19 protein-coding genes and 1 rRNA gene are annotated in these 19,206 nt (G+C 42.6%); 13 read left to right on the top strand and 7 right to left on the bottom strand.

The annotated features are described in order from the left end of the window. Positions 1-187 precede the first annotated feature (187 nt). A 5S ribosomal RNA gene (gene rrf / locus MARME_RS16010) occupies positions 188-302 on the top strand. A 179-nt stretch (positions 303-481) separates the two neighbouring features. Here the strand turns inward: rrf and MARME_RS16005 are convergent. Then, on the bottom strand, positions 482-844 hold the full coding sequence (locus tag MARME_RS16005) for a hypothetical protein (protein ID WP_013662303.1): 363 nt from the start codon (positions 842-844) through the stop codon (positions 482-484). A 303-nt stretch (positions 845-1,147) separates the two neighbouring features. On the opposite strand from MARME_RS16005, the gene MARME_RS16000 reads away from it, so the two are divergent. The 5 genes from MARME_RS16000 to MARME_RS15980 are packed head-to-tail and all read left to right on the top strand — an operon-like array spanning position 1,148 to position 6,292. Next, entirely contained in the window at positions 1,148-1,894 is a 747-nt protein-coding gene (locus tag MARME_RS16000) for a MipA/OmpV family protein (RefSeq protein WP_013662302.1), read from the top strand. An 11-nt stretch (positions 1,895-1,905) separates the two neighbouring features. Continuing rightward, the gene (locus tag MARME_RS15995) at positions 1,906-3,753 is read left to right on the top strand and encodes a serine hydrolase domain-containing protein (protein WP_013662301.1); all 1,848 of its coding nucleotides are present in this window, start codon (positions 1,906-1,908) and stop codon (positions 3,751-3,753) included. Further along, positions 3,737-4,411 carry a hypothetical protein gene (locus MARME_RS15990; RefSeq protein ID WP_013662300.1) on the top strand — a complete coding sequence of 225 codons (675 nt, stop codon included), beginning with the start codon at positions 3,737-3,739 and terminating at the stop codon, positions 4,409-4,411. The genes MARME_RS15995 and MARME_RS15990 overlap by 17 nt, the downstream gene beginning before the upstream one ends. After that, positions 4,404-5,519, top strand: coding sequence for a sensor histidine kinase (locus MARME_RS15985; RefSeq protein ID WP_013662299.1), 1,116 nt, complete (start codon positions 4,404-4,406; stop codon positions 5,517-5,519). The genes MARME_RS15990 and MARME_RS15985 overlap by 8 nt, the downstream gene beginning before the upstream one ends. 11 nt (positions 5,520-5,530) lie before the next feature. Continuing rightward, complete coding sequence (locus tag MARME_RS15980) at positions 5,531-6,292, top strand: LytR/AlgR family response regulator transcription factor (protein ID WP_013662298.1); 762 nt, start codon at positions 5,531-5,533, stop codon at positions 6,290-6,292. A gap of 427 nt (positions 6,293-6,719) precedes the next feature. On the opposite strand, the gene MARME_RS15975 is transcribed toward MARME_RS15980, so the two are convergent. Next, positions 6,720-6,941 (bottom strand): hypothetical protein, encoded by a 222-nt coding sequence (locus MARME_RS15975; RefSeq protein ID WP_013662297.1) that lies wholly within the window; start codon positions 6,939-6,941, stop codon positions 6,720-6,722. A gap of 142 nt (positions 6,942-7,083) precedes the next feature. On the opposite strand from MARME_RS15975, the gene MARME_RS15970 reads away from it, so the two are divergent. The 3 genes from MARME_RS15970 (at position 7,084) to MARME_RS15960 (ending at position 9,287) form a co-directional block, all read left to right on the top strand. Next, positions 7,084-7,902, top strand: a complete 819-nt coding sequence (locus MARME_RS15970; RefSeq protein ID WP_013662296.1) for a LysR family transcriptional regulator — start codon at positions 7,084-7,086, stop codon at positions 7,900-7,902. Positions 7,903-8,288: 386 nt separating this feature from the next. After that, complete coding sequence (locus MARME_RS15965) at positions 8,289-8,768, top strand: GNAT family N-acetyltransferase (RefSeq protein ID WP_013662295.1); 480 nt, start codon at positions 8,289-8,291, stop codon at positions 8,766-8,768. Between the two features lie 18 nt (positions 8,769-8,786). Further along, positions 8,787-9,287: a GNAT family N-acetyltransferase gene (locus MARME_RS15960; protein ID WP_013662294.1), complete on the top strand. Its 501-nt coding sequence runs from the start codon at positions 8,787-8,789 to the stop codon at positions 9,285-9,287. Between the two features lie 135 nt (positions 9,288-9,422). On the opposite strand, the gene cpxA is transcribed toward MARME_RS15960, so the two are convergent. Both cpxA and MARME_RS15950 read right to left on the bottom strand, forming a co-directional pair. Next, a complete protein-coding gene (gene cpxA / locus MARME_RS15955; RefSeq protein WP_013662293.1) occupies positions 9,423-10,832 on the bottom strand; it encodes an envelope stress sensor histidine kinase CpxA in 1,410 nt (469 codons plus the stop codon). Next, entirely contained in the window at positions 10,832-11,545 is a 714-nt protein-coding gene (locus MARME_RS15950) for a response regulator (protein WP_013662292.1), read from the bottom strand. Before MARME_RS15950 ends, cpxA begins: the two co-directional genes overlap by 1 nt. 190 nt (positions 11,546-11,735) lie before the next feature. Here MARME_RS15950 and MARME_RS15945 point away from each other — a divergent pair, with 190 nt between their 5' ends. The 3 genes from MARME_RS15945 (at position 11,736) to MARME_RS15935 (ending at position 13,661) form a co-directional block, all read left to right on the top strand. Further along, complete coding sequence (locus MARME_RS15945; protein ID WP_013662291.1) at positions 11,736-12,257, top strand: CpxP family protein; 522 nt, start codon at positions 11,736-11,738, stop codon at positions 12,255-12,257. 256 nt (positions 12,258-12,513) lie between these two features. Next, positions 12,514-13,170, top strand: a complete 657-nt coding sequence (locus tag MARME_RS15940) for a hypothetical protein (protein WP_013662290.1) — start codon at positions 12,514-12,516, stop codon at positions 13,168-13,170. Positions 13,171-13,352: 182 nt separating this feature from the next. Continuing rightward, positions 13,353-13,661, top strand: coding sequence for a DUF1272 domain-containing protein (locus tag MARME_RS15935; protein WP_013662289.1), 309 nt, complete (start codon positions 13,353-13,355; stop codon positions 13,659-13,661). Between the two features lie 72 nt (positions 13,662-13,733). On the opposite strand, the gene MARME_RS15930 is transcribed toward MARME_RS15935, so the two are convergent. Then, the gene (locus MARME_RS15930) at positions 13,734-14,816 is read right to left on the bottom strand and encodes a methyl-accepting chemotaxis protein (RefSeq protein WP_049787787.1); all 1,083 of its coding nucleotides are present in this window, start codon (positions 14,814-14,816) and stop codon (positions 13,734-13,736) included. On the opposite strand from MARME_RS15930, the gene MARME_RS21925 reads away from it, so the two are divergent. Beyond that, entirely contained in the window at positions 14,815-14,955 is a 141-nt protein-coding gene (locus MARME_RS21925) for an alpha/beta hydrolase (RefSeq protein ID WP_083799801.1), read from the top strand. The genes MARME_RS15930 and MARME_RS21925 overlap by 2 nt on opposite strands. Positions 14,956-15,259: 304 nt before the next feature. Here MARME_RS21925 and MARME_RS15925 read toward each other — a convergent pair whose 3' ends face one another. Further along, positions 15,260-16,363 (bottom strand): hypothetical protein, encoded by a 1,104-nt coding sequence (locus tag MARME_RS15925; protein ID WP_013662288.1) that lies wholly within the window; start codon positions 16,361-16,363, stop codon positions 15,260-15,262. 273 nt (positions 16,364-16,636) lie between these two features. Continuing rightward, positions 16,637-19,033 carry a phosphoenolpyruvate synthase gene (gene ppsA, locus MARME_RS15920; RefSeq protein ID WP_013662287.1) on the bottom strand — a complete coding sequence of 799 codons (2,397 nt, stop codon included), beginning with the start codon at positions 19,031-19,033 and terminating at the stop codon, positions 16,637-16,639. Positions 19,034-19,206 lie beyond the last annotated feature (173 nt).

Here is a 19,206-nt window from a genome sequence, read left to right as displayed (position 1 = left end):
TGAAGTTTGATTAGAGTTATTTCAAAAAGCATTGTTAAAGCACGCTGATTGCGTTGAGTAATTCGATCGATTAATTAGATTGAAAAAGCCAGCAGAATCAGTAAGATAAGCCAAGTAACGAACTTGTGTGTTTTGGGAGTAGATCAGAGAAACAATCGATCACCCAGAACGAACACATCCCAGTTTGCTTGACGATCACAGAGGCGTTGAACCACCTGATCCCATCCCGAACTCAGAAGTGAAAAGCGCCATCGCCGATGGTAGTGTGGGGGATCCCATGTGAGAGTAGGTCGTCGTCAAGCTTCTAATACAGAAAGCCCTGATCAGAAATGGTCAGGGCTTTTTCTGTTTCTGGACTGAACCAGACCGAGAATCTTGCAAGCAAACACCCCCTAAAAGTACGTAAAATCCATTTATCTACTTGTAGATAAATGGATTTTACGTACTTTTACCAAGGGGAGGGAATACTGACAATAGTCAACTAAACAGGGTTGTACTGCTCAACTAAGCGTTCAATATAATTTTCGAACCCCTTCATTCTAAAGTACATAACTAAGTTGAAAGCAGCCAAAATTAGCATCATCACAGGTACTACAATTGGAGGGTTGTCCGAATCGATAGTTTGTACGACTACTAGCAAAAGGCATGCTATTAAGAATGAAATACCAATACCGATGGGAGTAAGTGAGGGATTATTTGAGGTGACGGAAAGTTGGCCGTTTTCATACGACTTTTCTACTTCTATTTTTGAAAAAGTACGTTTGATGGCAATTCGGTTTACGTAAATTGGCTCGATTTTATATCCCTTAGCCTTACATAGAGTCGAGAGCTTGTCTAAATCCATGAGTTTGTCCTTTAAAATCCGTACAATATTCTAGCGTATAAACTATCAAAAGTAAGCGTTTCCTTACTTTTAGGTTTCTGGGTATATGTTTGTAGTGACTTGATTCGTTCAAACTATACTTATTATGGCTAACTAGACAGTAGAGCGTATTAACTAACCTAATGGCTTCCTACTTTCCTTTCTAAAAACTCGTTCTATTCACCATTTATCTCGCAAATATACCGTTAGTCGATTGGACTCGCGAGGCTTGTGAAGAGCTGTCAAAGTCACCCTCATCGTCATGTTTATAAATGGGAGAGAGTGATGCAAGCATCTTTAAATCGTTATTTAGTGGTAGGAGCACTGTGCACTACGATAAGCGCGGTCGCACAAGCCGACAATGGTTTTGAAGCAACAGTGGGAGTAGGTCTGGCGTTGTTACAAAGTCATGTCAAAGGAGAAGGGAACGAAGCGGAACTCTTTCCTATGGTTGAGTTGAGTTACGCTGATTTTAGTCTGTCCCCAGACGGCTTAGGCTACACCTACGAGCTAACGCCACTAAGTGCGTTGTTCTTTAGTTTAAGCACCCGCGATGCAAGCTTTGATAGCAGCAATACAAAGCTGTCGAATTTGAACAAGCGTGATGATGCGGGTGAGTTTGGCATTGCTTGGGTTCAAACGTCACCTTCGATGGAGTTGACGACTTATTTAATTAGCGACATTAGTGATACACACAAAGGCTATGAAATTGGCGTTGATCTAGGTTTGCCTACTACGTTTGCTGGCGGTTACTTGACCCCCAGCATTGGAGTGAGTTATCTGTCAGAAGATTTAGTGAATTACTATTACGGCGTGTCACAATCTGAGGTGACTGGCTCAATAGGTTCCTATGAGAGTGATGGCAGTTTTGGAGCAAATGTTGGCTTGGAGTACGTTTATAAAATCTACTCAGGCTGGCATAGCTATACCGCTGTATCAATGGAATATTTGGGCAGTGGGATAAGTGACAGTAGTATTGTTGATCGCGACACGGTTTGGTCTGGTGTGATCGGCATAGTCTACGAGTTCTAAGGGAGGTTGCTATGAAAAGGGCTACTAAACTGTGGAATGTAATAGTGACTTCGTTATGCGTCTTGTCAGGTTGCTCGTTGACCCCTTCTAAACCTGATTTTGCCGCCGATCAATCTGCGGCTGAGGCATATATACAAGCGAGTCTGACATGGCAAATGAGCGAAACACGCCGTCAACATGAGTTGGCCTCGATTACAACCCTTTTAGTGGATCAAGACGAGGTGCTGTTTTCTACAAGCCAAGGGTATGCTGATCTAGATGAAGATCTAGAGACCGGTCTTGATACGCCTTATCGAGTCGGATCTATCACGAAAGTATTTACTGCCATTGCTTTATTACAGCTTGTTGATGAGGGAAAGGTGGATATCGACGCACCACTTAAGCGCTATCTACCTGAGTTCAATATTCACACATCGTATGGGCAAGAGCTTATCACGATAAGACGTGTGTTGAGTCATCAGTCTGGTTTGCCATCAGGCGTAGATAAAGGCTTTACGCGCTATGCTGCCATAGACGATTTAGTCCCCATATTGAACGAGACGTTTGTGAGTTTTGCTCCAGATGTTGTGTTTAATTACTCTAACGTAGGGTTTACTTTATTAGGCCTTGTTATCGAGCGGGTCTCAGGGGAAAGCTATGACGGATATTTGGATAAACATGTTTTCTCGCCTCTAAAGTTACATCAGTCGTTTGTTGGAAAACAAGATGTGCGACTTGCTCATGGATATGAATCGTTGGATGAGCAAGAGCTACCTGAAATTCGAGACATCGCCGCTGGTGATATTGCAATGAGTGGACATGACCTTGCTCGGTTTGCTCAGGTTTTATTGAATCGTGGCATATATCAAGACGAGCGCGGCGAAACTCGGCGTTTACTTTCTGAGTCTTCGTTTAATGAGATGTTTTCTGTCCAAACGGATCAATCTCTTTTAGACAGTGATTTACCTATTGGTTTAGCTTGGTTGTTGTTCTCTCCTGTTTCGACTTTGTCAGACATGCCCAGTTTCGCTTGGCATGGCGGCACAACGTTCTTTTTTCACTCTAGTTTGATGCTTAACTTTGAGCTTGGTATTGCCAGTGTGGTGTTGACGAACTCGATCGAAGGAAGTGATGCAGTCGTTGAAATAGGAAGTGAAGCGTTGGCGCTGGGCTATGAGCTAAAAACGGGTAAACCGTATTTGGCTCATACAGAGCCAACTGTAGTCACTAAGAAGTTAACTACAGAGAGAGAGGTTTCTGGTCAGATAGTACCATTTGATGAGAGTACATTAAAGCAGCTCGAAGGCCGTTATTTTATGCCCCATGTCGGTGAATTTTCCTTAGTACGTTCTGATAGTAGTAAGAGCATGAAGGTCGTATCTGAGTTTGGTGAGCTAGATGTTATTCGATATAGCGATGACTCTTTTGGTGTTCAATATAAAGAGCTTGGCTTTCTTCCTTTTGAAAGCGAAGAGCTGAATCAACTTCGTATTGAAATTAAACACTATGATGATCATCTTCTGTTAAAAGAACGTAATGGAGTTGTCTTTGCTCAAAAAGCCCCGTCACTAAGTCCTTTGAAAGGAAACTGGCGTAACGCATTAGGACAATATCGACACGTTAATCCAGACGAAGATCTTGCTATTGAGCATGTCCAACTCAGGGAAATGGATGGATACCTCATAGCTGACTTAACCGAAGAAGGGGAAAAAGAAACGATCTACTTCGAAGTACAGGATGAATACAGAGCGGTTTCTATCGGTTATCAACGTGATACCAAATATAGCCTTATTTTGCGTTCGACTGATAGCTGTGGTTGGCAACTGAATTATCTAGGCGTCATATTGATTAAGGAGGTAAACGATGAAGACTGTTATTAGTCAATCAATAAAAGTAAAGCTGTCTGGTTACCTATCCTTGATTCAGGGGGCAATTTTTCTGATTAGTATACTCTGGTACGTTATCTTGCTTATGCCTATCGGGGTTGAATTGAGAGCCCTATCTGTCGATCAACTGGCGCTGATAACGGAGCACAAGGGTATGCTACAGTTGTTTTATGGTATTGCCTATGTCTTATTCGCACTGTTATTGGTTGGTCTGAATATAGCCATATGCAAAGTTGATAACACCTCGATAATGAACAATATTGCTTTGATTATGGGCTCGATTTGGAGTGGTTTTTTGCTAGGATGTGGTCTCTTAGTTATAGCGAGTTTTGAATACATTGCTATGCCTCACTCTGATAACTCGATTAAATTGAACTTACTGATGTTTGTCAGCGTAATCGTTGAGGCGATTGGTGGTGGAAATGAGCTAGTTGGTGGAATATGGGTGGCGAGTATCAGCATTTCTCTAAAAAAGGCGTGTCATATCGGCTCGTCGCAATGCCTGCTTGGTTTAGCGATCGGAGTGATTGGTATCATGACGGTTGTGCCTTCACTGGGCGAATTAGGGGCGCTTTTTGGTATTGGTATGATTGTTTGGTTCGCGGCGCTGGGCGTAACTCAGTTGAAATCAAGGGAGGGCGCATATGCATAACCGAAAAGGGATATTATCGACCATAGATCGTAATGAAATTATTAGAGATACCATACAAACGTTTTTGATCTGTTGTGTTATTTCTATGCTAGTTTGGTGGTCTGGAGGTGGTGAGTTTTGGGTGACCTTTCAAGTCTCGTTGGTGTTTGGAGCAGCATGCTTAACGGCCGTACGTTTAAGTTTGTACTTTATTAGTCCTTATACGGGGGCCTCAATATCCGTATTGCTCGGCTTTTTGGTCGGCGTATCCGTTGGGCTTTTAAACTTGTTCCATCAGATCTACGGTGACGTATCGAAAATTTTGGACGTCCCTTTGTCTGAACTGCTATTAAAAATATTGTTTAGTGCCTTGGTCACTTATGTTTTCTTCAGTTCTCACCGACTCACTCGAAAGAATCGCGAACTACAAGAACAAAAACTGAAAGCGGTCACTCAGGAAAAGGAAATTGTTGAGGCAAACTTGAGGTTGTTGCAATCTCAGATTGAACCTCACTTTCTCTTTAATACACTGGCAAATATCAAAGTGCTCATTGAGCTTGATAAAGACGCGGCAAAACGCGTATTGGATGATTTGACTGGCTTACTTCGCGCTTCGATCATGAAGTCGCATGATAAAAGCATCTCAATTTCTGAAGAAGTTGAACTAGTGCGAGCATACCTGTCAATTCAGAGCGTTAGAATGGGGGATCGTCTAACATTTGAAATTGAGTGCGATGAGGATCTAAAGCGACTATCTTGCGCGCCTTTTCTTATTCAGCCCATTGTCGAGAATGCCGTTCATCATGGAATAGAGCCTAAAATGAACGGTGGAAACATCTCAGTAAGTATTACCTCAAATAACGATCAATGCTCGATTTTAGTACGTGATACTGGGCTAGGCTTACAGGAAGGACTTGATCACAACGCAAAGACAACTCATAACAAGGTAAAAGGCAACGGCATTGCACTGGCGAATATAAGAGAGCGAATGCGGTTAATGTATTCAGATGAATCGACACTTGTTGTCGAGAACTGGTATAAGGACAATGGTGACCTTGGAGGCTGCTTAACGTCACTAAGTTGGCCGTTAAAATACTCGCCTGAGTTGACGAAAAGCGCACTATCGTAAGGAGTGCAACGATGAATATCCTAGTGGTTGACGATGAACCTTTGTTGCGTTTCCATCTTCAAAAAATGCTCTCCGACCTTTGGCTAGATGTCGATACTGTTTTTACTGCGGGTTCAGGAATTGAGGCATTGGATGTGATCGAAGAAATCCAACCTCATACCGTATTTATGGACATAAAAATGCCAGGCTTGAGTGGTCTAGAAACGGCGAAAAGAATTCGCGATTTAGGTTATGCAGGTCACCTTGTATTCGTTACGGCGTACGACGAGCATGCCATTGAAGCCTTTGAACAAGAAGCAATTGATTACTTGTTAAAACCACTGGATGAGAAGAGGCTATTGGTTTGTATCGAACGACTGAAAAAACAAAGCCAACATGTAACATATGAACTGAACGAACAGAGTCTTAGCCGCCTGTTGAATTTGTCTGATGGCGTTTCAGAACCCTGCTCAGAGCTCAGATGGATCAACGCGCAACAAGGCGAAAAGCTACGTGTTATTGATGTCTACGATGTGCGGTGCTTTATCGCTGAAGATAAATACACTACCGTTGTAACAGATCAAGAGTATTTAATTAGAACTCCTATTAAGCAGCTCATCACCAGCCTAAAAAGCGACGAATTTTGGCGAATACATCGTTCCATAATCGTACAGGTCAAAATGATTGAAAAGGTAGTCAAAGATGATGCGGGACGCTTATTTGTGCATTTGCATGGCGTTACCAAGCCATTACCGGTTAGTCGAGCGAACATGCACCTTTTTAAGCAGATGTAGCTTACGTTATTGTGGGCGTACACTTGAGCTAAAGTGGATAAAATTACTTACTTGCTTATTAGTCAATCCAAGGGCGACTTCGAGTCTTAGGTTGTTATTGGCCTTAGGCTATTGTTTATGTGAAAGTTGAAGGTCACCGCTATTGGTGTTTATGAGGTTGATGGTTTACTGTTATTTCAGTTTTAGTCTTTTAGATACTCAGAATATTGAGCTTATTTGTCTATGAAAATTGACTATAGAAATCTCAGACACCGACCTATCTCGATGTAACTCAAACTCTCGTATAAATAGGCCTGAATCTGGTATCGTTGCCCTTAGATCAGCTGCTTATAGCTCATGGTTATACTCAAATTATTTGGTGACGTTAGAATACCGCCAATGGGTAGTTGATATCTCCCCACCTACTCAATCATGAGTGGTGCAAATATTATCTGAATTTTCGACAATAAAAACGTTTTCTAAGTGTGGTTATCGGCCACAAAAAAAGCTTAAGTGCGTAAATCTTTATTTTTGAAGTCTTCCTACAATGATCTTCATAAAATGTTTGCTCTTCTATTTGCTTTGCTGTTTTTGACGCATTAGGGAACGGGCGTACTCCAATTCCAGTCTGTGTTCGTACGCTTATTTCATTATCAACTTCTTTTGTCATAACCCCCTCCTTTTTATCACAACTATTGCCATACAAAGGTGTTATTGGTTCTTCGATAAATAAAGTAGACCCCTCATTGACTCGTATTTATGATACAAGGGAATTTATTTTCACCAATGAAATAGTTTGAAAAGGTCTTTTCATGAATGATAAATATATTGATTGGAATGATTTAAAACTCTTCCTTGCTGTTGCTCGAGAAGGAGGACTCTCTGCGGCGGCAAGATCTACTCAACGTAGCCCCGCAACACTAGGCCGGCGGATGCATCAACTTGAGAGGGTGATGGAGCGAGAGTTATTTCATCGGCATGATAGAGGTTATGAATTAACCACCGACGGCAAGGCGTTGTTAGAAGAGTTTACCCAGATTGAAGCACAAATTTTACGTCAAACTGCACCCTTATCTACCGCATTAAGACCTTTAGTTAAAATTTCTGCAGGCACTTGGACTACGCATTTATTAATAAAACGTCTAGACATGCTGACAACCCCACAATCCAATACTTTAATACGCTTTGTGGCAGAAGAAAAAATCCTATCTATTTCTCATCGCGAAGCGGTTATTGGGTTTAGGAACCAGCGACCGACGGAAGACTTTCTGGTATGCCGTAAGTTGTCTCGTGTTGAATTTGCGCCCTATGCAACAAAAAACGCGCCAGATTTATGGATAAAAGTGATTGCTAACACGCCGTCAGCTGGATGGCTAAATCGCTCCATTGGCAATAACATAGTTTGTGAAGTGAATAACCCTAGAAGCAGCCTCGATCTAGCAATTGAGGGCAATGGTATTGCCTTATTGCCGACCTTTATTGGTGATATGCATCCTCAGTTACTTCGTGTTGGAAAAACAATCGAAGAATTGAGCCACGACCAATGGTTAGTGACACATCATGAAGATCGTTATCTACCCGAGGTGAGGAGTTTAATTCAACGAATTTCTACCCTGTTTGAGTGCTATTAGCAACAAAGAGAAATGCAAAGGGTAAACTAGTTACAAAGCTCAACAGTGTTTTTTGAGCCTAATAAAGAATAAAGGCTCACTGTAAAAAAGTAAGGGAGCTACAGCATGAAAAAAGAACGCTTGCGATAAGAATAATCTGAAGGTTGTAAATTAAGTAGCGCTGTCGTTTAGCAGAGCACGACTCAGTGTTAGAGTCGAATAGAGCGATTCATATAGTTTGCCTTGCAATTGGCTTAATAGCTTTTGTCTTATACTGCTCAATCGCTTTTGATTCTAAGAATGTGCCGTTAAGATGTGCACATTACTCAGTTACGAAATAGATGAGGAAGATGAGCACTTTTTTGTTCCGTAAACCTCATGTTTGTGTCTAAAAAAATGGAGTCTTTATGTCGTTATTAATAAGGGAAGCAAATCGCAACGATTCTGGATTGATTCTTCGGTTCGTTAAAGAGTTAGCGAGATATGAAAATGCAGAGCATGCAGTTATTGCAACTGAGTCATCAATTGAAAGCTCTATTTTTAGTGAAAGTTCGACGACTCGTGCGTTAATCTGTGAGAAAGACGGTTGCCCTATTGGCTTTGCAGTTTACTTTTTTAACTATTCCACTTGGCTTGGAAAGCACGGGCTCTATCTTGAAGGTTTATACGTATCGCAGTCAGAACGAGGGAGTGGAGGTGGCCGCGCCCTACTAAAACATTTAGCGAAGATAGCGGTAGATAAGGGATGCGGACGGTTTGAATGGAGCGTCCTAGATTGGAATGAACCTGCTATTAATTTTTATAAATCTCTTGGTGCTAAACCGAAAGATGAATGGGTTGGATATCAGTTAACGGGTCAGGATCTGTTAGAACTTGCAGATTCGTGAATTGCTAGGAGTCTTGTTGTGTACAAAGTAGAAAGAGCAATTTTTCCATCAGATTTAAACGATGTACTTGAGTTATATCAAGAATATGTAGGGAGTACGTCAGCCGATCTCGCTTTTCAAGGTAATGAAGAAGAGTTTTCTCACTTACCTGATAAATATAGTTCTAACGAATCAAAAATCTTTTTAGCGAAAGTGAATGGCAATTCTGTGGGTTGTGCAGCATTTCGAAGGGTGGACGACGCTACTTGTGAAATGAAAAGAGTGTATGTTCGTCCCAGCGCACGCGGTAGTAAGTTGGGCGCTAAGTTGGTTGAGCAAGTATTGCTAGAAGCAATTAAGAGTGGATATAAAAAGATATGCCTTGATGTGCTACCTGAGTTCAAAACAGCCTCGACGTTGTATAAGTCATATGGCTTTGTACCGCATCCGCCTGTTACGAATAACCCCGTTCCCGGAACCGAGTTTATGGGGTTGGACTTAGAGTGTTATCGTCAAACATTGGAGCGAGGGAGTCGCTGAATGTGGTTTTGCTCTGATTCTTCACGTTAGTTAATGCACGTAGCTTCAGGCCTAATTTAACAAGCTTTTTATTTCAAATTGAGTTCATCTACACAAGGGCACTTATTTTAGAGTACTTACCTTATCGTGATGACTTTACAGCGCTAATGGTACTGATATTTCCACTTTGAGCCCTCCAAGCGGGCTTTTGAGCGCTTTAATTGTCCCATTATGTTGTCGTATAGCATTTTCCGTAATAGCAAGGCCTAGCCCAGTACCGCCGCTGTGTCGATCCCGTGCGGTAGAGACTCGGTAAAAGGGTCTAAAGATGGATTCGAGTTCCTCTTCTGGGACGCCATCACCATTGTCATTAACGTAAATATCAAGTTGATTATCTTGAATATGAAACGAGACTTGAACTTTGTCTTTGCCGTAGTAGATGGCATTTCTGACGACATTCTCAAGGGCGCTAATTATGAGTGGAGGGTGGCAATGAAGTGAGCGCTCAGGCACTTCATCAAACGTAAACGTTTTGCCGGTTTGCTCCGCTTCGAATTTAAGGTCTACAAGTAACGCTTCCCATAAGCTTGAAAGAGGCTGGCGTTCTCGTTGATTGTGACTGTCTACTTGCATTCGGGACAGCTCTAAAAGTTGCCCAATCATCATTTCAAGCCGTTGAGCTTCGGTATCAATACGGGTGAGCTCGGCGCTTTCTCCTTGTTTTCTTGTCGCTAATGCATTCGCCATTCTTAATCGAGTTAAAGGAGAGCGTAGCTCATGAGAAATATCGGAGAGTAGGCGCTGCTGGCGCGAAATCATGTGATTGACGGACTCAACCATATGATTGAAGCTGATTCCTGCTTGTTTAAACTCTGATGGCCCTTTTTCAAGCTTAGGATCTATATCGAACGTACCTTTTGCCACTCGCTTAGCGGCATTCTCTAATCGCCTAGCAGGTTGACTAAGTGCCCAGGCTAACCAGAGCAGTAAAGGCGTACTAACTAACATGGTTGCAAGCAAAAGGCGGATAGGGCTGTCTAGCAAGCCGATTAAAAAACCTAAAGGCGGTTCGTTCCATTTCATACCGACGTATAAAAAATAATTGTCGTCTGCTAGTTTAATCGGTACAGGGCCTGACAGCATAAAACGACCGTATAGACGCATCATCGGCTTGTCGCTTCGCTCAATTGATGAGATGAAATTACGTATGGCCTTGTAAGATAAATCGCGACGCTCAGTCCCTAAAAGACGTCCTTCATAGTCGGTTAAAAAGAAGCGTTGTCTACCGTCACCGTGTTTGTCTTTGTTTTTGTCATCTATTTTTTTGAATCGCTTTGGTTCCGTCAGTATTGGAACAATTTCTTCGATTCTATTGAAGTGGCTGAACCGACTCTCGATCTGATCACGAAATGTCAAAAGCTGTTCAAGACGTTCTGGTGGAACCTCTGTTTGTTTGCGTGGGTCGAAGTGAGGGATGGCTAAAACGACGATGAGTACCAGAAAAAGCGTAAACCAAAAGATAGCAAAGATTCTACCGTAAAGGCTGGTGATGAAAGGCAGTTGCATTATTCCCCCTCAACCAACAAGTAGCCTCGGCCACGCAGTGTTTTTATTCTTGGTTTACCGTTACTCCATTCCGGCAGTTTTTTTCGTAAGTTAGAGACATGCATATCAATGGCGCGATCAAATGGTGCAAGTCGTTTGCCTAAGACATCTAAACTAAGTGCTTCTTTAGTCAGTATGCTACCGGGGTGCTCAATAAAGTGCTGGAGAAGTGCGAACTCTGTACTCGTAAGGTCGAGTAGAGCATCGCCACAATACGCTTCAACTCGTCCCGGATAGAGTGTTAAATCAAAGTAGTTACGACTGTCGGGGGCGTTACTTTCGGCTTTGCTGTTTTCAGCTCTATTCGTTTCAGTATTCGGGGCTCTTCTTAAGATCGCTCTAATACGAGCGAGCAGTTCGCGTTCGCTGAATGGTTTTGGTAGGTAATCGTCAGCACCTAGCTCTAAACCGACCACGCGATCAATTTCCTCGCCTTTTGCGGTTAGCATTAAGACGGGCAAATCGGATGATTCTCTAAGACGTCTTAGCGTGTCGATACCGTTTAGTTTTGGCATCATGACGTCCAGCAGTACCATATCGATGGTGTCATCGATTCTATCTAGCCCTTCTTCGCCATTATGGGCAACCGAAATAGTGAAGTTTTCAAAGCTCAAAAGCTCTTTGAGTAGATCGGTTAGCTCTATGTCGTCGTCAATGATGAGAATGTGCTGCATGTGTTGTACCGCCAAAATACCGCTTGATTCTGTTCATTTTACTGGGAAATGACCATGTAAGTCATACCTTTACGTTACTTTACTTTCTCCAGACGTCAGTTTACCTAGCAGATTCTATTCTGTATCCAAGCGTTGTGAGAGCAGCGACTTCAATTTTCTAGACAACTGATTGAACACAAAGGATCGAATTATGAAAAACGCTAAAAAGCTAATTGTTGCAGCAATCGTACTTCCACTGACTTTGAGCGCAACAGGTGCGTTCGCTTTTGGTGGTAAAGATCATGGTCGAAAGTTTGAGTCAAAGATGGAGCGTGGCTTCTGTGGTGGCGGCATTGACCGTGGTATGTTCAAAAAACTGGATTTAACGGATGAGCAAAAAGACAAAATTAAGTCGTTAAAAAGTGAAAACCGAGTGCAAAAGAAAGCGTTCTTTGTTGAGCACTTTTCAAAGGATATGAAAGAACGTGATGCAAACCGAGCGAAGGTACAGGATCTTGTTTTAGCAGAAAGCTTTGATGCTGAAGCGGCAAGTCAGCTAGCCGATGAAATGGCAAAGAAGAAATCTCTATTGATGGTTAAGAAGATGGAAGCGCAGCACGCTATGCTGAGTGTACTTACGGCCGAACAAAAAGAAAAATTTGTCGCTTTTCAGAAAGAAAAAGTAGAACGTTGTGAAGAAAAAGTGATGCGTCATATTGAAAAGGGTCAGTAGTCGATAAATCTTCTCTTTTATCTGAATACTTAGAAAAAGGAACGATCAGAATGGTCGTTCCTTTTTTGTTTTCTAGATCCCATCAACATTAAGTGCCCGCTTGATTGTCTTCGCTGGTGGTTTTGGCCGCGAGATGAGTTAACTCTACTGTTATTCTGTGTTTCAAAATAATTTATGGTGAGCTGTATTTTACGGTTTATGGTTTGACGTGTATAAATGAAACAAGGAACTCTTCTTGTTTAAAAGGCTTTAGATCATGGACTCTCAGGTTGAATATGTAGATATAGCGTTAGCAGGGCGACTTGAAACATTAAGACAAGACTTTTCTCTGCACCTTAAAGGCATTGTTCCTCATGAATTATGTCGCTTATTGATAGAATCGATAGATCATCGCTCACCTCGCTGTATCGAAAAAGGGGATGTGGACAAGGAGATCATTAAACAATGTGAAAAGAATGTATTTACGGATGAGTTATGTGCGCTACTTGATGCATATTTTGAACAACAAGGGTATCAGGTTATGTGGCCCCGTGTTGATGTCGTCGGTGATGATGCTTTGACCTCTTACGCCAGTACGACATGGCATCTCGATCATGGGCTAAAAGGGTCGCTAAAGCTCTTTGTCTATCTGGACTCGGTGGCTGACCATGGTTGTAATACTCTTATGTTTGATCGAGGTAGAACGGAACATTTAAGGCAAGCGGGTGCATTTCCTCTTTCTTTGGAAGAACGAAAAGATGATTTGACGTGTGAATTAGAAAAACTTCACTTATCTACAGAGCATATTTCATTCGATCTTGAGGCTGGTGACATATTGTTGTTTAGTCCCTTCGTCTTGGCACATCGTTGCTTACCTCCACAAAAAGGAAAGAAACGCCATACAGTTTGTTTTACTGTAACGCCTTTTTTTTAGTGTCAGGGGGCGACATTACTGGGCTTTTTCACAGCGTCGTCTATCTACAAGCTGCTTTTGCTCTTCTATTGTTGGATATCTTTGTGGCTATATTGACCCGACATCGTTACCTTCAAATAACGCTCATTTAGTCGTAGATTACATATCAATGATACTACGTTGATTTTATATGTGGAGGCCGTATGCTGGAGTTAAGAGCGAACTGTGAATGTTGTGATAAGGATTTGCCCGCTGAATCCCAAGAGGCAATGATTTGCAGTTATGAATGCACGTTTTGCTGTTCATGTGTTGAGGAGATTTTAGAAAATGTGTGTCCGAATTGCGGTGGTGGCTTTTCTCCTCGTCCGATTAGACCTAAGCTGGAAAGGAGAGATGGCGTGAGCCTTGTGACACAACCTGCAAGTAACCGTCGTGTTCATACAAGTTATACATTAGAAGAGCTGCAGTCGTTTGCACAAACGATTAAACATATTCCAGCCAATAGTCGTTAAGCGAACTGCGATTACTTTTGCAGTTCGCTTAACGAGTTTTTGTTTTCGAGCCTTATTTTACAGAGAAGTAGCTCACACTCTGATTTGGGTTCTGAGATAAGTCGTCCAAGTGTGAAACGGTTTCACGGCAGCTGACAATCGAGTCCGCTGTGTTTTGGACCATTCCAGAGATGCGCTCAACATGTTCAGACAACTCGTCCGATGCTTGTTTTTGCTCGACGTTGAGTTGGCGACCCCTCGAATAATATCCAATGTTTCTGTAGAGCTTTGTTGGATATTTGAGGGCATGTCTGTGACTTTGCTTGAGCTGGATACACTTTGTTCGACTTGCGGAAGAATCGATTCTAGTGCGCCAGCAACGGTTTCTGTCTCTGACTGGATTTCTTGAATCGTTCCGGTTATCTCCTGAGTCGCATTGGCGGTACGAGACGCAAGTGTTCGAACTTCATCGGCAACGACCGCAAACCCTCGCCCTTGTTCCCCAGCACGCGCTGCTTCAATCGCTGCGTTAAGAGCAAGCAAATTTGTTTGCTCGGCAATCTCACTGATAACATTTACGATATTACCGATCTCATTGGACTTCTCTTTCAAGCCTTTAAAGTCTTCAATCGAGCTGGTGATCTGGTCAGAGATATCATTGATGACCACACTTGATTTACGAACTAGACTTTCGCCGTTTGAACATAGCTCAAATGATTTTTCTGAGTTTACTTCTGATGAGCGGGAATTATTTGAAATTTCGTTGATACTACTTGATAGCTCTGTGATCGCTGCCGCAGTCGACATCGATGCTTCTGACGAGGATTTAGAGTCTTGTGTAATACTTTCAAATTGGTGTGTCAGTTCACTACTTGCCTTACTGAGCTGATTAGCACCGCTTTGAATGCCTGCAACCATGTTTTTAAGGGAGGCTTGCATTCCTGAAATGGAACCGAGCAGGCTGTCTTCTTTGAATTTCCCTTCAATCTGTTTGCTTAGGTCGCCTTTAGCAATGGACTGCGTAACTTCCACGGCGTAGTTTAACTCGCCACCTAGCTTGTTTAGAACAGTACGGAACATGAAAAGACAAACGCCAACAATCGCAGCCAGAATAATAAGGGCAATAATGATGAATTTAGTGGCGAAGTTCCAGTAGGCATTGTCTACGTCATCCATGTACACACCATTACCCATTACCCATTACCCATTACCCATTACCCATTACCCATTACCCATTACCCATTACCCATTACCCATTACCCATTACCCATTACCCATTACCCATTACCCATTACCCAGTTCCATTTTGGGGTGAAGGTTTTTCCGTTCATCTTTAACACTTTATGGTCTAGACCGGGTTTCGAATTAAGTTTTACGTCAAATTCAAACGGTGAAGCTGCTGATTGTAGTGCAGCGACGTCCTGGGCGTAAGATTTTTGAAAGGAACCTATTTTTTCCGCTTTTACATGCACTCGGGCGGTGGCATTGTGGTCATTTGCCCAAATGTAAGAACTTCCTTCCCTTTAAGGAGCGTTTTTACTGACGCTAGGAGACAGCGGCTATTTTAATCGCCGCCTCCTTAGTCATTGTTTTTAAAAGGACCTCGTTTAAAGAAAGTATTAATCTGCGTCAGGCTCAGTCGAGTTGACTTCGGCGCTGTTAGAGTTCGATTTGACTAATTTAAGCTCTGCTTTTAGTTGATCTATCGTCTTGTTCAGGTCTTCATCTCCTTCCTTCTGAGCCTTAATAAATGCAGTAATTGCGTCGCCTTGAGATCGGATAGGGGTGTTTCGGTAATCTTTCGCGCCTGCTGCCTGCGAAATATCGAACAGAAGCTTCTCGTAACTTAAGACATAGCCTTCGAAGTCAGTACGTGACATAGCATTTAACTGCTTAGCGGTATCTGCTATATGATCACAGTGATCGAGTGAAAATAGGACTGCATTAGCTTTTTGTTCTATTTGGATGGTTTCTCTCGGGCTTGTCGCAATAAAGGCTTTTGCTTCGGTTAAACTGGCATTGGCTTGCTCAAAGCTTTTTGGTGCATAACGGGAGATGCGGTCATCTTTAAGCTCGTTATAACGATTTTGTGCGTCAGTCAGATAAATTGTTGTCACTGTTTTGATTTCCAGAGCGCGCTGTTTCTTAATGAGATCTGGCTGTTCATCAATAGCGTCGTCCACATCGCCGTCAGCGATATAGGAAACAAGCTCTTTAAGGTCTCCTTCCAGTTCTTGTGTGGTTTCTGGGTAGTATTTCTGAGAGTCTATTTTTCTCAATTGGGTCTGGTAATCAAAGGCGTCAGCTAACGAGGTTTTTGCCTGTGTGCGAATGGCTTCGCCAGATTCCAGTTCGGTATTAAATGCCTCTAGCGATTCGTACGCTGCTTCGATGTAGGTTTGAGAGGTGAGCAAGCCGCTGCGGTTATCGGCTTTAGTTGGGTCAAACTGGAACTCGCGGTAATGTTCTTTTGTGTCTGCAAGTGCTTCTTCTGCTGCTTCCAACTTCCGCGGAGCAAACCAATCTAACTCTGTTTCCTTTGCGGTTGCGAGTTTACTTTCAGCTAGGTCTAGTGCGTTTTTGAACTCGTTGACCTGAATCATCGCTTGAGACTCACTTGCGCTGTCCGCGAGACTTGCTGTGGAGTCTGGACTGGTTGCACAACCTGTCATTAAGAGCGATCCGGAGGCCAATGCAATGGCCAATATTGACGCTTTACTCATTTCCTTGCTCCCTGAATTAACTCATAAGTGTTATTTGATTCGTTGAAAATCATTCTAGAAGGAATTGTAAATTGATGGAAGGGAACGAGAGAGAATATGTGAATTTGTAATAAACTTGTTATGTTAGAAATGGTTTCTCACTCAGAAGGCATCGATAAATAAAAGTGGAGCTAGCTTTGAAAAATCAAAAACCTCACCAAAATAGGTGAGGTTTTTGATAATTAGTGCTTATTTCTGCTGAATCAACAATAAGTTAAATAGGAGCAACTTCAATTAAACTGCGTCTTTTTTGTTACTGCCGTTGCTTTGTGTTTCACTAAGGTGTAACCACGTTTCGATGACTGTATCAGGGTTTAGAGACACACTTTCGATACCTTGCTCGACCAGCCAATCTGCAAAGTCGGCGTGATCAGAAGGGCCTTGCCCACAAATACCAACGTATTTTCCTTTAGCACGGCAGGCGTCAATCGCCATTTTGAGTAATTTCTTAACCGCAGGGTTACGTTCGTCAAATTTATCAGCAATCAGACCCGAATCGCGATCTAAACCCAGTGTTAGTTGAGTTAGGTCATTTGAGCCAATTGAGAAACCGTCGAAGTACTCCAGAAATTCATCTGCAAGTAACGCGTTGGACGGCAGTTCACACATCATAATGATTTTAAGACCATTTTCACCGCTAGAAAGTCCATGCTCAGCAAGCAGTTCTGTCACTTGCTGGGCTTCTTCCAATGTACGAACAAATGGGATCATAATTTGAACATTGGTTAAGCCCATTTCGTTACGAACGCGCTTAACAGCTTGACACTCCAATGCAAAACAATCTCTGAATGAATCGTCAATATAGCGAGCTGCGCCACGGAAACCCAGCATTGGGTTTTCTTCATCTGGTTCGAACAATGGACCGCCGACTAAATTATGGTATTCGTTCGATTTAAAGTCTGATAAACGAACAATGACTGGCTTGTTTGAGAAGGAGCAGGCTAATGTTGCTATGCCTTCTACAAGCTTATCGACGTAGAATTCAATCGGGCTGTTGTAGCCTGCAATTCTATGATCGATCTCTTCTTGAATACCTGCGTCCATCTCAGAGTAGTTGATTAACGCTTTAGGGTGAATACCAATCATGCGGTTTATGATGAACTCTAGTCGAGCTAAGCCCACACCAGCATTAGGTAACATTGCAAAGTCGAAAGCGCGATTTGGGTTTCCGACATTCATCATGACTTTGACAGGTGCTTCTGGCATGTTGCCTACTTCTGAGGTAACAACATCAAACTCTAAGTTTCCTTGGTAAACAAAGCCCATGTCGCCCTGTGAACAGGATACTGTGACGTTTTGCCCGTCTTTTAATACTTTGGTCGCATCGCCACAACCGACAACCGCAGGAATACCGAGCTCGCGTGCAATGATCGCAGCGTGACAAGTTCGACCACCACGGTTTGTGATAATCGCCGATGCACGTTTCATGATCGGCTCCCAATCAGGGTCAGTGATGTCTGTCACTAGAACATCGCCCTGTTGGATACGATCCATTTCAGTAATCGAAGACAGCACTTTCACAGCGCCAGAGCCGATCTTATGGCCAATAGCACGGCCTGTTACTAAGACTGACGAGGTTTCTTTTAGATTGTAACGCTCCATACTTTGAGCGCTTGATTGAGATCGAACGGTTTCTGGGCGCGCTTGTACGATGTAAATTTTGCCATCGATCCCGTCTTTCGCCCACTCAATGTCCATTGGACGCTGATAGTGTTTTTCGATGATCATAGCTTGGCGAGCCAAGTCTTCAACTTCTTCATTAGTTAGCGCGAATTGATTTTGATCTTGAAGTTTTACAGGAACGATTTTAACGAAGTCATCGCTGCCTGGCTCTGCGTATTCCATTTTCTGAGCTTTACTTCCCAGAGTTTTACGAACAACTGCAGGGCGCTCATTTTCTAAGGTCGGTTTATGAACATAGTACTCATCTGGATTGACCGTTCCTTGTACTACCATTTCACCAAGACCATAGGCCGCTGTGATAAAGACGACCTCATCGAAACCAGATTCGGTGTCAAGTGTGAATAATACCCCTGACGAACCTATGTCACTTCGAACCATTTTTTGAATGCCAGCAGATAAGGCAACACCTTTGTGCTCAAACCCTTGATGGACGCGGTATGAGATAGCACGATCATTGTACAATGATGCAAACACGCGTTTGATGGAGGACTTGATATTATCTAGTCCTTCGACATTTAGGTAAGTTTCTTGCTGGCCAGCAAACGATGCGTCTGGCAAATCTTCTGCCGTTGCAGATGAGCGTACAGCAAAGGAGGCTGCCTCTCCTTGGTCTGCACTTAATACTTTAAATGCTTCTTCAATTTCTTTGTTGAACTCATCGGAGAACGGCGCTTCTTCAACCCAGTTTCGAATCGTGTCACCTGCTTGCGCAAGTGCTTGGACATCATCTACGTCGAGAGAGTCCAGTAGTGAATGAATTTTGTCATTCAACCCACTTTCTTCTAAAAACGTTTGATACGCATAAGCAGTCGTTGCAAAACCATTAGGAACTTGAATATTAAGGTCCGAAAGGTTCGAGATCATTTCCCCAAGCGAAGCGTTTTTGCCGCCTACTTCGCCCACGTCATCCAGACGTAACTCGCTAAACCACTTTATAAATTGACTCACATTAGTCTCCAAACGTATGCATAATTTTTTTATTAGAAGAAGCGACATCAACGAATTTCGCTTTTTTCAACAAAATTGAAACTCAAGGGTTGTCAAACCTTAGGAAGCTATGAAAGTTTAAATTAGGCTTTCGTATAAATGCTTTCCTACATGCCTAGGATGTATTGTATGTA

The organism is Marinomonas mediterranea MMB-1 (assembly GCF_000192865.1).
GTDB classification, from domain to species: Bacteria; Pseudomonadota; Gammaproteobacteria; order Pseudomonadales; family Marinomonadaceae; genus Marinomonas; species Marinomonas mediterranea.
This window is presented reverse-complemented; position numbering and strand designations above follow the sequence as displayed.

Excerpts from the sequence above, each read along its gene's own strand:
- MARME_RS16005 (WP_013662303.1), bottom strand. The coding sequence starts at position 844 with ATGGATTTAGACAAGCTCTCGACTCTATGTAAGGCTAAGGGATATAAA.
- MARME_RS16000 (WP_013662302.1), top strand. The coding sequence starts at position 1,148 with ATGCAAGCATCTTTAAATCGTTATTTAGTGGTAGGAGCACTGTGCACT.
- MARME_RS15995 (WP_013662301.1), top strand. The coding sequence starts at position 1,906 with ATGAAAAGGGCTACTAAACTGTGGAATGTAATAGTGACTTCGTTATGC.
- MARME_RS15990 (WP_013662300.1), top strand. The coding sequence starts at position 3,737 with ATGAAGACTGTTATTAGTCAATCAATAAAAGTAAAGCTGTCTGGTTAC.
- MARME_RS15985 (WP_013662299.1), top strand. The coding sequence starts at position 4,404 with ATGCATAACCGAAAAGGGATATTATCGACCATAGATCGTAATGAAATT.
- MARME_RS15980 (WP_013662298.1), top strand. The coding sequence starts at position 5,531 with ATGAATATCCTAGTGGTTGACGATGAACCTTTGTTGCGTTTCCATCTT.
- MARME_RS15975 (WP_013662297.1), bottom strand. The coding sequence starts at position 6,941 with ATGACAAAAGAAGTTGATAATGAAATAAGCGTACGAACACAGACTGGA.
- MARME_RS15970 (WP_013662296.1), top strand. The coding sequence starts at position 7,084 with ATGAATGATAAATATATTGATTGGAATGATTTAAAACTCTTCCTTGCT.
- MARME_RS15965 (WP_013662295.1), top strand. The coding sequence starts at position 8,289 with ATGTCGTTATTAATAAGGGAAGCAAATCGCAACGATTCTGGATTGATT.
- cpxA (WP_013662293.1), bottom strand. The coding sequence starts at position 10,832 with ATGCAACTGCCTTTCATCACCAGCCTTTACGGTAGAATCTTTGCTATC.
- MARME_RS15950 (WP_013662292.1), bottom strand. The coding sequence starts at position 11,545 with ATGCAGCACATTCTCATCATTGACGACGACATAGAGCTAACCGATCTA.
- MARME_RS15945 (WP_013662291.1), top strand. The coding sequence starts at position 11,736 with ATGAAAAACGCTAAAAAGCTAATTGTTGCAGCAATCGTACTTCCACTG.
- MARME_RS15940 (WP_013662290.1), top strand. The coding sequence starts at position 12,514 with ATGGACTCTCAGGTTGAATATGTAGATATAGCGTTAGCAGGGCGACTT.
- MARME_RS15935 (WP_013662289.1), top strand. The coding sequence starts at position 13,353 with ATGCTGGAGTTAAGAGCGAACTGTGAATGTTGTGATAAGGATTTGCCC.
- MARME_RS21925 (WP_083799801.1), top strand. The coding sequence starts at position 14,815 with ATGTACACACCATTACCCATTACCCATTACCCATTACCCATTACCCAT.
- MARME_RS15930 (WP_049787787.1), bottom strand. The coding sequence starts at position 14,816 with ATGGATGACGTAGACAATGCCTACTGGAACTTCGCCACTAAATTCATC.
- MARME_RS15925 (WP_013662288.1), bottom strand. The coding sequence starts at position 16,363 with ATGAGTAAAGCGTCAATATTGGCCATTGCATTGGCCTCCGGATCGCTC.